9 protein-coding genes are annotated in these 14,832 nt (G+C 52.8%); 2 read left to right on the top strand and 7 right to left on the bottom strand.

Annotation, left to right across the window (positions count from 1 at the left end; all coding sequences use genetic code 11):
- Positions 1–29 precede the first annotated feature (29 nt).
- The 5 genes from BHK98_RS09400 to BHK98_RS09380 form a co-directional block, all read right to left on the bottom strand.
- Complete coding sequence (locus BHK98_RS09400; protein WP_143404578.1) at positions 30–842, bottom strand: PDDEXK family nuclease; 813 nt, start codon at positions 840–842, stop codon at positions 30–32.
- A 1,167-nt stretch (positions 843–2,009) separates the two neighbouring features.
- Positions 2,010–4,187 carry a Tex family protein gene (locus tag BHK98_RS09395; protein WP_075713679.1) on the bottom strand — a complete coding sequence of 726 codons (2,178 nt, stop codon included), beginning with the start codon at positions 4,185–4,187 and terminating at the stop codon, positions 2,010–2,012.
- Between the two features lie 44 nt (positions 4,188–4,231).
- Positions 4,232–5,329 (bottom strand): peptide chain release factor 2, encoded by a 1,098-nt coding sequence (gene prfB, locus BHK98_RS09390; protein WP_075713678.1) that lies wholly within the window; start codon positions 5,327–5,329, stop codon positions 4,232–4,234.
- Positions 5,329–8,163, bottom strand: coding sequence for a preprotein translocase subunit SecA (secA, locus tag BHK98_RS09385; protein ID WP_075713676.1), 2,835 nt, complete (start codon positions 8,161–8,163; stop codon positions 5,329–5,331). The genes prfB and secA overlap by 1 nt, the downstream gene beginning before the upstream one ends.
- Complete coding sequence (locus BHK98_RS09380) at positions 8,160–9,452, bottom strand: HlyC/CorC family transporter (protein ID WP_075715120.1); 1,293 nt, start codon at positions 9,450–9,452, stop codon at positions 8,160–8,162. Before BHK98_RS09380 ends, secA begins: the two co-directional genes overlap by 4 nt.
- A gap of 250 nt (positions 9,453–9,702) precedes the next feature.
- On the opposite strand from BHK98_RS09380, the gene BHK98_RS09375 reads away from it, so the two are divergent.
- Together BHK98_RS09375 and BHK98_RS09370 are read left to right on the top strand one after the other, a co-directional pair.
- Positions 9,703–10,677, top strand: a complete 975-nt coding sequence (locus tag BHK98_RS09375; protein WP_075713674.1) for a biotin--[acetyl-CoA-carboxylase] ligase — start codon at positions 9,703–9,705, stop codon at positions 10,675–10,677.
- A gap of 505 nt (positions 10,678–11,182) precedes the next feature.
- Positions 11,183–12,589, top strand: coding sequence for an aldehyde dehydrogenase family protein (locus BHK98_RS09370; protein WP_075713672.1), 1,407 nt, complete (start codon positions 11,183–11,185; stop codon positions 12,587–12,589).
- 287 nt (positions 12,590–12,876) lie between these two features.
- Here the strand turns inward: BHK98_RS09370 and BHK98_RS09360 are convergent, their stop codons facing one another.
- Together BHK98_RS09360 and BHK98_RS14090 are read right to left on the bottom strand one after the other, a co-directional pair.
- Positions 12,877–14,403, bottom strand: a complete 1,527-nt coding sequence (locus BHK98_RS09360) for an RNA-binding domain-containing protein (protein ID WP_075713668.1) — start codon at positions 14,401–14,403, stop codon at positions 12,877–12,879.
- Positions 14,404–14,498: 95 nt separating this feature from the next.
- Positions 14,499–14,816 carry a group II intron maturase-specific domain-containing protein gene (locus BHK98_RS14090; protein ID WP_465250958.1) on the bottom strand — a complete coding sequence of 106 codons (318 nt, stop codon included), beginning with the start codon at positions 14,814–14,816 and terminating at the stop codon, positions 14,499–14,501.
- Between the last annotated feature and the right edge of the window lie 16 nt (positions 14,817–14,832).

Below are 14,832 nucleotides of genomic sequence, written 5' to 3'. Positions count from 1 at the left end.
TTTGGGAAAAATCTGTGAATTTGTCTTTGTTACTCATGCTCATAAAAAGGTAAAATCTTCTCCTCAATAATCTTGTATATATAGGCGCTGTTGATGCGGCCGCGGCTGTCGTCCTGCGTCAGAATCAGGTTTTCTCCGATAATGCGGTCGTTCATCTGATAGGCGCGCAGACGATATGCATTTTCTATACAATAATCCAGATTTTTCAGCATCCCGAAGTGCTCCCAGATCAGAGTTCTGCCGTCAGGCAGATAAATCGTAAAATCCGGATAATACATTCTCCCATCCTCATCACAATAGGGAAATTTCTCTTCATAATGAAAAATTATACCGTATGTATAAAGTGCATTGGCAATGATGACCTCGGATTTAGAGCGAACCATCTCGCCGTAGCAGGTTTCATGAATATGCTTTCTCGGGTCCGTGGGACATTTTTCATAGTCGGCTTGATTTTGTTCCGCGCGAAGACGCAACCTCCGATTTTTCAGAATTCTTTGGACCTGTGCAGGCATTTCTGCGATAATATCCTGTGGATCGCGCCAATCCATATGTTTCATCATGCGCTCCAGAAACTCTATATTTTGTTCACAAAACATAATCAACCGCTGCGCTGCAGCCTTTTCCGCCAAAGTCTCGACGCGGGAAGGATCCTTCGTAATGTTGGTCTGAAGACGCCGGCCTTCAACCGTTGAAATGACGTAGTAATCAACACGTCCGCCTCTTGTTCGGATGTACAGCGTCCCATCTTCTGCACCGCACTTCGCCGCACGAAGTTGCCCGAGCATTTTCCTCTGCACCCGCAGTTCACGCTGCATCGCATCATACAAATCCTTCACTTTCACACACCTCTCTTCCGCGGCGGCGCAGGCAGACATACTAACTGTTCTGCGCACGCCGTTCCGCACTGACTGTTCACACTTTCCAGGCTCATACCCCGGGGCGGTCGTCGAGCCGCCGACTTCCGCATCAGATTCGTACCCCGGGGACGGTCGTCGAGCCGCCGACTTCCGCATCGCCGCAGACGGCTTGTCGCTTGCCCCTTGAGCACTATGTTTCTGCGGCTCGACGTCCGAAGCAGAGCTTTACATCCCTATACTTTCTGTGTTTCTGGTTTTTTCTGTTTTACAACAGCTTCACCATAAATATTTTATCATCTCGCGCTATTTCAGGCAATATGATGTGAATCTATGATATCATTCATTTTATATTGGTTCGCTGTCGAGATTCTAATTCGATTTCTCAATAGCCGGGAGTCGAGCCCCGGCAGTGGTCAGGCGAAATTACCAGAGAGCGCAGCATCGCGGAAACACGCGATCGGTCGTTCGAAATAGCGAATTTGCGAAAACATACGAACAATTATTCAGAATAACACGGTATATAATATCGGTAATAGATTACAAGTTAGACAGTGGTCAACGTTGCCACATTTTTGATTTTTTTCGAGAAATGTGGCAGATTTCATAGGTTTTTTGCTATGTATAACATATACTCCAAAATTAGAGTATGAAATTTACGTCATTCGTACCTGATTTTATAAAATCCCGTATCGTCAAAGTGAGCATTGTGTGCATTTTTCTATATTAAATGGCAAAAAATGTAAATTTTTCTCGGAAAACCTGCCACATTTTTGGTTTTTTTCGCGTTTTGTGGCAGATTTTCCAAACAAGGGGCGTTTAAGCGGGTTTGTAATCGTTAATTTACGATTCGTTATTCAACATTAGTCACAGTTCGTCATTCGTCGGCTGCTCGTCGCCTGCTCGTCGCCTGCTCGTCACCTGCTCGTCGGCTGCTCGTCGCCTGCTCGTCGCCTGCTCGTCGCCTGCCCGTCGCCTGCCCGTCGGCTGCTCGTCGACTAGCCCTCATTCCTCGCCCACCCGTCGGGGCTGCCCGTGGGTTCATCGGTTGATCGAGGGTTCGTCGCCCGCCTGTAGGGGCAGCATACGGGCGGTGGTCTCAGGACGGCGTACAGTCGTCGGCCCGCCCCTCTGACCAGAGTGCAGACGATATCCTCAGAGCTTCATTGTCAGGGAAATCTTTTTCTTTGCCTTGTCGACGGAAAGGATCCTGACTTTTACGGTGTCGCCGACGGATACGACGTCCATCGGGTGGGAGACGTATTTGCTGCTGAGCTGGGAAATATGAACGAGGCCGTCCTGCTTGACGCCGATGTCTACGAAGGCGCCGAAGTCCACTACGTTGCGGACGGTGCCGGTCAGCTCCATACCTTCTTTCAGGTCGTCGAAATCGCGGACATCGTTGCGGAAGACTACGGGAGGCGCGGAATCACGGGGGTCGCGTCCCGGTTTTTTCAGTTCCTCGATGATATCCAGGAGAGTGGGTTTGCCGACGCCCAGGTCTTCGGCCATCTGATCTATGCTTCGGCTCAGTTTCTTTGCCGGATAGGCGGCGGCAATGCGTTCATCCAGCGCATCACCGACTCCGCCGGCGGCGATGGCGGAGTCATCAATTCCTATTTTGTTCATCATCGCCTCGGCCACCTTGTAAGACTCCGGATGCACTGCTGTCCGGTCCAGCGGCTGATCCCCGTCCGCGATTCGCAGAAATCCGGCGCATTGCTCGAACGCTCCGGCGCCCAGCCTGGAAACCTTCAGCAGCTGCCGCCGGTTCGTGAAGCGGCCGTTCTCCTCGCGCCACGCCGCAATGTTGCGGGCAATACCCATATTGATTCCCGCCACATAGGAAAGAAGCGACGGGGAGGCGGTATTCAGATCCACTCCGACCCGGTTCACACAGTTTTCCACCACGCCGGTCAGAGCGCTCTCCAGCATTTTCTGATTGATGTCATGCTGATACTGGCCGACGCCGATGTGCTTCGGGTCGATTTTCACCAGCTCCGCCAGAGGATCCTGGAGCCGGCGTCCCAGCGACATTGCGCCGCGCGTCGTGACGTCCAGATCCGGATACTCCTCCGACGCCAGTTTAGAGGCGGAGTAGACCGATGCGCCCGCCTCGTTGACAATGGTATACTGGATCGGCAGACTGTTCTTCCGGATGAAATTCGCCACCACCTCTTCCGTTTCTCGGGAGGCCGTACCGTTGCCGATGACGATGATATCGCACCCGTATTTGTCAATCAGCCGCAAAAGCGTCCTCTCCGCACCCGCAACGTCATTGCGGGGCTGCGTCGGATAAATCGTCGCGTAGGCCCGAAGCTTTCCGGTGCCGTCCAGCGCAGCGACCTTGCAGCCGGTGCGGTATCCCGGGTCGATACTGATGACGCGTTTATCCTTCACCGGCGGAACCATCAGAAGATTCTCCGTATTTTTCGCGAAAACCCGAACCGCCTCCCGCTCCGCGCGTTCTGTGAGAGTTTTCCGCACCTCCCGCTCTACCGACGGCGCAATCAGACGTTTGTAGGCGTCCGCGACAGTCTGCTCCAGCAGGGGCACAAAGATTGATCTGCGGTTCCGGATCGTCTGTTTCTCAATCAGTCCGATGATTCTGTCCGTATCCGTCTCCACCCTGACCTTCAGCAGCTTTTCCTTCTCGCCCCGGTTGATAGCCAGTATCCGGTGGTTCGGAATCCTGGCGATACCCTCGCTGCTGTCATAGTACATATCGTAGACGGATTTTTCCTCCGGATTCACAGCCTCCGTGACGAGCTTCCCGGCCCGGAAGGTTTTGTCCCGGATCGCCTCAGTGAGGTCGGCGTCGTCCGCGATCATCTCCGCAATGATATCGCAGGCTCCCTGGAGCGCTTCTGCAGGCGAGGCGACTTCTTTTTCGGGGTTGACAAAATCCTGTGCGACGGTTTCCGGATCACCCTTTGTCTGCTGCTGAGCATACAGAATCATTGCCAGCGGCTCCAGCCCGCGGGCCCTCGCCTTGCCGGCCCGGGTCGCCTTCTTCTGCCGGTACGGCTTGTAGAGATCCTCCACCCTCTGAAGGACTTCCGCCCGGTCGATTTCCGCGGAAAGCTCTTCTGTCAGTTTCCCCTGCTCGCCGATCAGACGCTTTACCTCCTCCTTGCGTTCCTGAAGATTCCGGAGATACTCCAGACGTTCCGCCATGTCCCTGAGGGTGACGTCTGTCAGCCCGCCGGTGGCCTCCTTTCTGTAACGGGCGATAAACGGAATCGTATTTCCGTCATCGATCAGTTTGATGGTGCTTTCCACCTGAGAAGGGCGGATATGAAATTCTTCCGCCAGTACTTTGACAATGTCCATAATTCTCCTTATAAAAGACGGCCGGCCCTGAGCCGGCCGCCTGTTTACAGCTGCTTCAACTCTTCATTTATAAAAGGATCCAGTGCGCCGTCCATGACTGCGCTGACGTTTCCGACCTCCGCTCCGGTCCTGTGGTCCTTCACCATCGTATAGGGCTGGAACACGTAAGACCGAATCTGCGAGCCCCAGGTTATCTGGGAAAAGTCCCCTTTAATTTCCTTCAGGTCTTCCTTGTGCTGCTGCTCCGCAAGATCCATCAGCTTGGACATCAGAATCTTCATGGCGACCTCGCGGTTCTGGTGCTGGCTTCGTTCGTTCTGACAGGTGACGACGATGTTGGTCGGAATGTGGGTGATGCGGATGGCCGAATCGGTTTTGTTGACGTGCTGGCCGCCGGCCCCGCTGCTGCGGTAGGTGTCTACGCGGATGTCATTGGGGTCGATGTCCACCTCGATGTCGTCGTCGATTTCCGGCATCACCTCCAGCGCCGCAAAGGATGTCTGCCGCTTGCCCGCCGCATTGAACGGGGAAATCCGCACCAGGCGATGGACGCCCTGCTCATGCTTCAGATAACCGTAGGCGTTCTCGCCTTCCACCAGGAACGTGGCGCTCTTGATACCGGCCTCCGTATCGTCCTGAAGATCGACGATGTTCACGGTATACCCCCTGGATTCTGCCCAGCGGGTGTACATCCTGAGAAGCATCTCCGCCCAGTCCATGGCTTCTACGCCGCCGGCTCCCGCGTGCAGGGACAAAACAGCGCTGTTGTGGTCATACTTTCCGCTCAGCAGTGTTTCCAGCTTGAAGCTCTCCAGTTTCTCGGAAAACGCCCGGAACCCTTCAATTACGTTATCAGCTTCCTCTTCATCCTCCATCTCGTCTGCCAGATCGGCCAGTTCCCCGAGATCCGACAGCTCTGCGGACAGCTTCTCATACTTCTCGATTCGTCCGTCGATGCCGCTCTTCTTCTTCAGCAGAGCCTGCGCGGCCTCCGGATCGTCCCAGAAACCTTCTGCCATCGTCTTCTGATTCAGTTCTTCTGCCTGCTTTTTCAGTTCCTCCAGTCCCAGCGACTCGCCGATTTCGGTGAGCGTCTTCTTTTTCGCGGGCAGTTCCTGCTTTATCGGATCTAATTTGAGCATTACATATTCTCCCTTTCCTTCTCAAGGTCGGACTGCATATGGCAGTTTTTGTATTTCTTTCCGCTGCCGCACCAGCATTTGTCGTTGCGTCCCAGCTTGGGATGATCGCGGCGCACGGTCTGCTGCTTCTTTTCTCTCTCGGGCATCTCCGCCCCCTCGGGGAGCTCCTCTTCCATTCCGCCGGCCATCGCCTGCAGAATTCCGGAGTCTACATCCTCCGCCTTGGATTCTCCGCCGATCTGGATCACGGTGCGTCTCTCTGTATCGGTTTCCAGCGTGACGCTGTAGCAGTACTGGACGGTCTCTTCTTTAATCTCGTTAATCATGCCCTCGAACATATCGAAGCCTTCCTGTCCGTAGGCCGCAACAGGATCCTGCTGGCCGAGCGCGCGAAGCCCGATTCCCTCCCGCAGCTGATCCATGGCGTCGATCTGGTCCATCCAGTGATTGTCCACAACGCGCAGCAGAATCATACGTTCCACCTCACGCATACGCTCTATGCCGATTTCCTGTTCCTTCTTCTCGTACATCGCCTCGAACTGCGCGTCGATATCCTCTTCCAGGGATTCCGGCGTCATGGAGATCAATTCGTCGGTATCGTACTCGTCTTTGCCCTGATACTGTCTGGTAATGCGCTTCAGGTTCCGGTTCAGCGTCGGGAAGTCCCATTCCTCCGGGAACTTGGATTCCAGAACAACGCTCTGCACGGTTTCGTGCACCAGATCCTTCATCATGTTCATGATGTATTCTCTGAGATCCTCGCCGAACAGCACCTTGCGGCGTTCGCCGTAGATGATCTCCCTTTGTTTGTTCATGACATTATCGTACTGGAGTACGTATTTACGGATTCCGAAGTTGCGGCCCTCCACCTTCTTCTGCGCACCCTCGATGGAGCGGGACAGCATTCCGGCTTCAATGGATTCGTTCTCCTCCAGTCCCATTCTTGCGACGATGTTCTGCATCCTTTCGCCGCCGAACAGACGCATCAGCTCGTCCTCCAGAGAAATAAAGAACTGGGTCGTACCGGGGTCGCCCTGACGGCCGGCACGTCCGCGCAGCTGGTTGTCGATACGTCTGGATTCATGACGCTCCGTACCGATGATGCAGAGTCCGCCCAGTTCCACGACCTTGTTGTGCTCCTCGTCTCTTTCTTCCTTGACTGCGTCGTAGAATTCCTGATACGCCCGCCGCGCGTCCATCAGCTCCTCGTCGTCTGACTTGGCAAATCCGGTGGCGAAGCTGACGGCCTCCTCCGAGTATCCCTTCTTCTTCATCTCGCGCCGGGCCTCAAAGTCCGGATTTCCGCCCAGGATAATATCGGTACCGCGGCCGGCCATGTTGGTGGCGATGGTGACCATGCCCAGGCGTCCGGCCTCCGCGACGATTTCCGCTTCCTTCTCATGCTGCTTGGCGTTCAGCACGTTGTGGGGGATGCCCCGTTTTTTCAGCAGATCGCTGACGATCTCCGACTTCTCGATGGAAATCGTGCCCACCAGCACCGGCTGGCCGGTTTTGTGAACCTCCGCCACTCTGTCCGCAATCGCCAGGAACTTCCCGCGCTCTGTCTGATAGACGGCGTCCTGCATGTCGTTGCGGATGACGGGCTTATTGGTGGGGATCACGACGACGTCCATGTTGTAGATGTCTCTGAACTCGTCTTCTTCCGTCTTGGCGGTACCGGTCATGCCCGCCAGCTTCTCATACATACGGAACAGGTTCTGCAGCGTGATGGTGGCCAGCGTCTTGGATTCCGAGCGGACCTTCAGATGTTCCTTGGCCTCGATGGCCTGGTGCAGCCCGTTGCTGTAACGGCGTCCAAACATCAGACGTCCGGTGAATTCATCGACAATGATAATCTCGCCGTCCTTGACGATATAGTCCACATCCCGTTCCATCAGAGAATGCGCCTTCAGCGCCTGCTGAATCGCATGGTTGATTTCCATATTTTCCGGATCTCCGAGATTCTCCAGCCCGAAGAACGCCTCCGCGAGCTTGACGCCCTTGTCCGTCAGAGACACCTGTTCGTCCTTTTCCTCGACTTCATAATCCGCATCCGGGTCATCCGGCTCCTCCGCCTTGGGATCCGTCTTATAGCCCTTTTTCAGGTCCTTTACAAAGCGATCCGCCTGGCGGTACATATCGGTGGACTGGTTTCCCTGCCCGGAAATAATCAGCGGGGTTCTTGCCTCGTCGATAAGGATGGAGTCCACCTCGTCCACGATGGCGAAGTTCAGGCCGCGCTGCATCAGCTCCTCTTCATAGGTGACCATGTTATCCCGCAGATAATCGAAGCCGAACTCGTTATTTGTGCCATAGGTAACGTCTGCCTGATACGCCGCGCGCCTCGTCTCATCGCTGATCCCGTGGATCACACAGCCGACGGTAAGACCCAGCCAGGTATAGAGCTTTCCCATCCACTCCGAGTCGCGCTTCGCCAGATAGTCGTTCACTGTCACCACGTGAACGCCTTTTCCGGACAGAGCGTTCAGATACACCGGCAGTGTCGCCACGAGAGTCTTACCTTCACCGGTCTTCATCTCGGCGATACGGCCCTGATGGAGCACCACGCCGCCGATCAGCTGAACGTGAAAGTGCTTCATGCCCAGAACACGCCAGGCCGCTTCACGGCACACCGCGAAGGCTTCCGGAAGGATATCGTCCAGTGTCTCTCCGTTTTCCAGCCGTTCCCTGAACTCCGGCGTCTTCGCCTTCAGCTCCTCATCGGTCAGCGCCTGCAGCTCTTCATCATAGGCTTCGACGCGGTCTGCGATTTTCTCGATTTTTCTGACCTCTCTTTTGTTCAGGTCGCCAAATATTTTTTCTACCAGGCTCATTTTCTGCTGTCCCCTTTCTGCAGTTCCTCTTCCGGCTTCTCTTCCACCCTCAGGTTGATTTCCAGTGCCTTGCGGCTGTCCGCACGGGTCACCTTGCCGGTAAATACTTTGTCGCCCGCGTCGTATTCAAAGCTGTCGCCCGCCGCAGGCATCTTATCGATCAGAAGCACCACCCATCCGTTTACAGTGGTCGCATCCAGTTCTTCCTCTTCATCGAAGTAGTCGAACATCTTCTCTACGTTGGTACTGCCCAGGATGCGGTAGCTTCCGTCCTGCAGGAGTGTGATGTCCGGGCTTTCCACCTCGTCGTGCTCATCATAGATTTCGCCCACAAGCTCCTCTATGATGTCCTCCATCGTCACCAGTCCCTCTGTCCCACCGTACTCGTCCACGACGATGGCAATCTGGGATTTGCTCGCCTGCATCTTCTTGAGCAGATCAGCACATTTGATGGAGCCGGCCACAAAGACCACAGGCTTGACATAGTCGGCAATGGTCTTGCGGGATCCGGAGATGAAATTGTGAAAATCCTTCTGATTCAGCACGCCCAGAATCTTGTCCAGATCCCCCTCATAGACGGGGACTCTGGAAAAGCCGGTGTCTTTGAACAGCGCCGCAACGTCCTTCTTTGTCGCCTCGATATCGATAGCCTTGATATCCACCCGCGGCGTCAGCACATCCCAGGCCTCCAGATCGTTGAATTCAATAGCGTTCTGGATCAGTTCGCTCTGGTCGGACATGATGCTGCCCTCGGTCTCCGCCTCCTCGACGATGGTCTTCAGCTCCTCCTCGCTGATGGAATGCTCAGGACTTGCCTTGAACAAAATCATCAGGAATTTTTTCCACAGGCTGAACAGCCAGTTGACCGGCGTGAAGACGATCATTAATACGCGAATCAGCGGTGCGGCGAACCGGGCGAAGCTCTCCGGATATTCCTTGGCGAGGCTCTTGGGCGAGACTTCTCCGAAAATCAGGACAACCAGGGTCATAGCCACCGTCGATATCGTTGCTCCGTAGCGGCCGTAAAGCGCCACAAAGAACACCGTCGCGACAGCGGTGTTGGTGATGTTGGCGATATTGTTGCCCACGAGAATGGTTGACAAAAGGCGATCGTACTGGTCTGCCAGCTCCAGCACGCGTTTCGCCCTGCGGTCGCCGTCGTTGGCTTGATTCTTCAGCCGGATTTTGTTCAGCGAGGTAAACGCTGTTTCCGTGGCAGAAAAATATGCTGACAGAATCAGCAGGCACACGATGGCCGTAATATACATCCCATATTGTCGGGCGTCCATTGAATCCGATTCCTCCATCTGCTGCCGGCAGGCGGCCGACAACACGTTCTCCGGTGACAGTTCATCAATTTATCATACCATATAACGAATGGAAAATAAAGGGGAACGCAGTGAGTTCAGCGAATCTTCACAACGCCCAATACCGCCGCCGGGCAGTTGCCGCTTGAAAGCAGTTGCCGCTTGAAAACAGGGACAGCATCGGTGTAAAATAATATTCACAATCTATGAACTCACACGTCAGGAGGAAATCATGACAACACGAACAGAGCTGCTGAAGCTTCTCAGGAGCAGCCGGGGAGAGTTTCTCTCCGGGCAGAAAATCGGTGAAACATTGGGGGTGTCCAGAAACTCAGTCTGGAAGGCTGTCGCACAGCTGAAAAAGGAGGGCTATCCGATTGAAGGCAGATCCAACGCCGGCTATCGGCTGACTGCCGCTGCGGATCCGCTGACGCCCGGCGATGTGGAATCCGTGCTGAGGGTTCCCTGCGATGTTCAGGTTCACGACGTCGTTACCTCCACCAACGATATTGCCCGGTCCATGCCGCTCAGCCACCGTCCCGCGGCCATAATCGCCAATCAGCAGTCAGCCGGCCGCGGCCGGCTGGGGAGGTCTTTTGAATCGCCGGGAGGCACAGGTCTCTACATGACCATCGCTCTGAAGCCGGCCTTCGCTCTGAACAAAGCCCTGTTCGTCACCATGGCCTGCGCCGTCGCCACATGCCGCGCCATCGAGAGGGTCTGCGGCGTGAGCCCTTCCATAAAATGGGTCAACGATATTTTCCTGGAACAAAAGAAAATCTGCGGCATTCTCACGGAAGCTCAGTCGAATCTGGAGACCGGCGAAATCGATTCGCTGATTATCGGCACCGGCATAAACTGTTTCCCTGGCAGTTTCTCACCGGAAATCAGCCATATCGCCGGATGCATTTCAGACACGCCGGGCGCCTTCTCCCGGGGCGAGCTGGCCGGAGAGCTGATCAACCAGACCGCCGACGTCCTGGAGAACATCGAATCCCGTTCCTTTTTTTCGGAATACCGCGCGCGCTGTTTTATCCTGGGACAAAGGATCCTCGTTCACGCTCATTACGACTCCCGGAGCACACTCGCACTTGCCCGGGATATTGATGAAGACGGCGGTCTGGTCGTCGAATATCTGGAAGGCCCCCGCGCCGGCATACTTGAAACACTCCACACCGGCGAAATTTCCATCGCGCCGGCGCAGTAACCCGGCAGTTATGACGACGGTTTCTCCCGAAAGGTTTTGTTCTCAACTGCCACTATGACGGACTCCTCAACTGCCTCGTTAACTGTCTCATATTAAATCAATGAGCAAGTTAACGAGCAAGTTCTTTTCATCCTGTAAAAAAACAACGCGGCCCGGAAACAGGTTGTAAACTCAATTCTGCAAACCTCTGATAATTCGATTTTTGTAAAGTATCGAATGGCACAAAATGATTTGTTCCCTGGAATCTTATGATGTTCATTTTCGTCCGTTTTTATTGTATTCTTATCACTGTCAACAGGATTTGCAAGTACCGGAGGCCTTGGTGACACCGCCGTTTTTGATAAGGCGACCGGCCCGGTACCGGCTGCAAAGACCGGATACGAGGGAAGGAACAGACCCCGGCCGCTGCAGATCATCAGATGACAGACATTGTGTACGATATTTTTAAAGATCAAAAAAAAAATCACATCCGGATAAAGTACGTAAAGAAAGAGAGGAAATTACAATGGCCTACAAAACAACAAACCCTTACACAGGAGAAGTAACAAAGGAATTCAGCAATCTTACCGACGAGGAACTCGAGGGAAAAATTGCGAAGGCGCAGGAGGCCTATGAGAGCTGGTCCAAAACCACCTTCGAGGAACGGGCGGCATTAATGAAAAAAGCCGCACAGCTGGCAAGGGAGAGACGAGATGAACTTGCTGCCATCAACACGATTGAGACCGGAAAACTCGTCACCATCTCTGCCTGGGAAATGAACCTCTGCGCTGACATCATGGAGTACTATGCAGACAACGCAAAAGAGCTCCTGAAGCCTCATTTCGTCAAGACGACTGACCAGATGGCAGGAAACGCCGTGGGCATCTATCAGCCGCTCGGCATCATATACATGATCGAGCCGTGGAATGTACCGTTCTTCCAGATGACAAGGCCCTCCGCAGCGCAGCTGATGGCAGGAAATGTAGTGGTATTAAAGCATGCCAGCAACTGCCCGCAGTGCGCGCTGGCGATGGAAAAGCTCTACCGCGACGCCGGGTTCCCGGACGGATGCTTCACGAACCTCTTCATTGATTATGACCAGTCCAGTGCGCTGATTGCGGACAAAAGGATCTGCGGTATTACACTGACCGGTTCCACGCCGGTTGGCCGCGAGATTGCTGCCGAATCCGGAAAGAATCTGAAGAAGTGTGTCATGGAGCTGGGCGGATCCGATGCAATGGTGGTGCTTCCGGATGCAGATCTGCAGAAGGCGGTAACTGGCGCCATCATGGGCCGAATGACGATCTCCGGTCAGGTATGTGCCGGTGACAAGAGAATGTTCATCCATGAATCCATGTTTGACGCCTTCAAGGCAGGCGTGCGGCAGGCAATCGACTCCATGACAGTGGGTGATCCGCTGGATCCGGATACTACGCTGTCTCCGGTCTGCTCGAAGAAGGCTGCAGACAAGGTCAGAAGCCAGATCGCCAGGGCTGTCGCAAACGGCGCCGTTGCAGAAGAGGTGGGCCCGAAGGTTCCGGCAGATTCTGCATTCGTGCAGCCAACCATTCTGACCGGTGTGACGCCGGAGAATCCGATTTTCAATGAAGAGATCTTCGGACCGGTTCTGATGCTCTTCTCCTACAAAACCGAGGAAGAGGCAATTGCGCTTGCCAACGGCACCGATTTCGGACTAGGCAGTTCTGTCTACAGCGAGGATCCGGCACATGCTGCACTCGTTGCCGCAGCGATGGAATCCGGCGCTGTTTCCATCAACCAGCCGACCATGGCCTCCCCTGCCATTCCGTTCGGCGGCGTGAAAACCTCCGGATTCGGAAGAGAGATGGGAGCGGAAGGTATCCGTGAGTTTACGAACCAGAAGTATATCAACAGCGCTCAGATCGATATGGATGCAGTATTTGCGCAGTATTGATAAAGAGATTATCTGCTCCGATCCTTTTTCAATCGCTCTTTGCCGGCCATCGGAATGTACAGTCATACCGGCGGCCGGCAGTTTCACCTATTAAGAAAAGCATCCGGGCGGAAATCGCAGAAGCGGAGAACATTCGGTAGCATGCCGCAAGGTTTTCAAGCGTTTCATCAGAAAACCCGAGAGCTTCAGCAGTAATCTCTATTTTCTCTTTTCCTTTGCAATACGCAATACTGTCCATGTGATCAATCTCCTTGTCCCCTATTCCACTGATTTATAGTGATATCATATCATTTCATTAAACATATCTTCTGATTCCTGCTATTTGGTTTGTCCGGATAAAGATATGTAACTTCTCCGACTTCTATCATCTCTTTCACAACAGCCCGAAGGGTATCGTTCAAGCTCTTATACCCCAGCTCCGTAGCCAACTCATTCATCGAAAGGTTACCCTTTCGTTTTAACGCTTTCAGAACCAGCTTCTTCAGTTCTTCTCTGTTCCTGCGTCTGGAGCGTTTCCCTACTTTCAGCTTTTTCGCATCATCTTTGTTTTTCTCAAGAAATACCGGATGAACAGGGAGGATCACTCTGAAATAACTTCTGTCCTCATCTGTTTTGAAAACCGGCAAAGCAGAACCATTGTTTTTCATCTCATTCACGATCAATGGAATCCCAGTATTCCTTCCCTCAACCATTTTCAATTCTTTGAGAAAATCTCCGATACGTCTGTTCCGGTATCGGCTTGAAACCAAAACTCTCTTTTCCAAATCACTATCCGTGATGGAACGGTCAGGCCCTGGCAGACTCAGAATCTCCATTCGCTCAGGGGTAACTGTTACGGTAATTGGCTCATGGATCTGATAGGAGCGATGGTAAACGGCATTACTGAGTGCCTCCTCAACAGCCCTATATGGCCAGTTGTACACACGGATCGCCTCGGCCTGATCTGGAACCTTCGTGACGTATTCCGCTATGACATAGTTTTTGATATACGACAACGCATCCCGTAGCTGTCGATCAAGTGGTCCGGTAAAAATTCGCTCCCTCATCCCGATTCCAGTCGGATCTGGCTTATCCACTACCTCGATCCGGCTATATGGGAAGAAATTATCCGGTCTCTCATTGAAAAACATCAACCCTACATTGATCGGCTTTCTTGCTTCCGGAGGGCCTCCAATCAGTCTCATATCCCTTGCCACATCTTCAACCGTGCGGGAAAGCGAACCTTCGTACAATTCGCTGTCAACTGCATGAAGATACTCTGAAAGCAGACTGGAGCGCATATCTGCGATTTGCGCATGTGGGTTTATCCTATCGTCAAATGGAATGTTTCTTGCCAGACCGGTCAATTCTCGTTCTTCCAATGTATTTGCACGGATGGTATTGGAGCCTTTTCGAATATAATATGCCTTTTCGCTCTTTTTTGCGCCTTTCTCCGTATATATTTTGACCGGACATTTATAAGGCCTGTCACCTCCTCCAGGAATCCATAAAACAAAAATATCTCGCCCGTCGATCTGCGCAGGCTCTATGACCGGTATATATCGTGGTTCTATAAAGTTACACTTATTGAGAAGGTCTTTCTGAATAGCATCTAATATATTTTTATCCAGGCCTTTTACCGGGAATCTCGGGTATCCATTCTGTTCTTCAACGCCTATGACGATATATCCACCGCCGAGGTTGTCAAAATCATTGGCAAAGGCAGTAATAGAATGCAAAACCGGTTCTGGATTCCAATCTGCCTTGTATTCTATACGTGCACTTTCTATCACCTGCTGACGAAGCAGCTCTTCTATATTGATCGGAATTGCCATCATTTCCTCCTGATTTGAAAAGAGCATCTTACTTTTAACTTGCCCATTAACTTTCCTTTATCTTACCAAAGGGAGAGTTAATGGGCAAGTAATTATTATGCATCGTTAACATATATATCTACTGCACATTCTTGTTGTAATGCATGCCCGAAAGAACGCCAACTAAAGTATAGGATAAGAAAATTCGTAATGCTCCCGATTTTGAAATAGTTAATCCATCCTCGGATTAGTTGGTTAAGCTTCTGTACTTTATAGGCATTGCTTACTCCCCAGCTCCTGCATGTCAGTTTCTTCATCTGTGCCTTGAACTTTGCCACCGCTTTGGTGTGTGGTCTGGCTTTGTACCCTTTGGCAAATGAGTCAAAGAACTTCGCAAGGTCGATGTCCACGATCCAACTGTGTCCGTCATTCATCATCTCCAATGCCTTC

The sequence above is a fragment of the Hornefia porci genome (assembly GCF_001940235.1).
Classification (GTDB): Bacteria; Bacillota; Clostridia; order Peptostreptococcales; family Anaerovoracaceae; genus Aminicella; species Aminicella porci.
This window is presented reverse-complemented; position numbering and strand designations above follow the sequence as displayed.

Bases quoted from the DNA above. Each gene is read 5' to 3' on its own strand.
- BHK98_RS09370 (WP_075713672.1), top strand. From the start codon at position 11,183: ATGGCCTACAAAACAACAAACCCTTACACAGGAGAAGTAACAAAGGAA.
- BHK98_RS09375 (WP_075713674.1), top strand. From the start codon at position 9,703: ATGACAACACGAACAGAGCTGCTGAAGCTTCTCAGGAGCAGCCGGGGA.
- secA (WP_075713676.1), bottom strand. From the start codon at position 8,163: ATGAGCCTGGTAGAAAAAATATTTGGCGACCTGAACAAAAGAGAGGTC.
- prfB (WP_075713678.1), bottom strand. From the start codon at position 5,329: ATGCTCAAATTAGATCCGATAAAGCAGGAACTGCCCGCGAAAAAGAAG.
- BHK98_RS14090 (WP_465250958.1), bottom strand. From the start codon at position 14,816: ATGAATGACGGACACAGTTGGATCGTGGACATCGACCTTGCGAAGTTC.
- BHK98_RS09360 (WP_075713668.1), bottom strand. From the start codon at position 14,403: ATGGCAATTCCGATCAATATAGAAGAGCTGCTTCGTCAGCAGGTGATA.
- BHK98_RS09395 (WP_075713679.1), bottom strand. From the start codon at position 4,187: ATGGACATTGTCAAAGTACTGGCGGAAGAATTTCATATCCGCCCTTCT.
- BHK98_RS09380 (WP_075715120.1), bottom strand. From the start codon at position 9,452: ATGGACGCCCGACAATATGGGATGTATATTACGGCCATCGTGTGCCTG.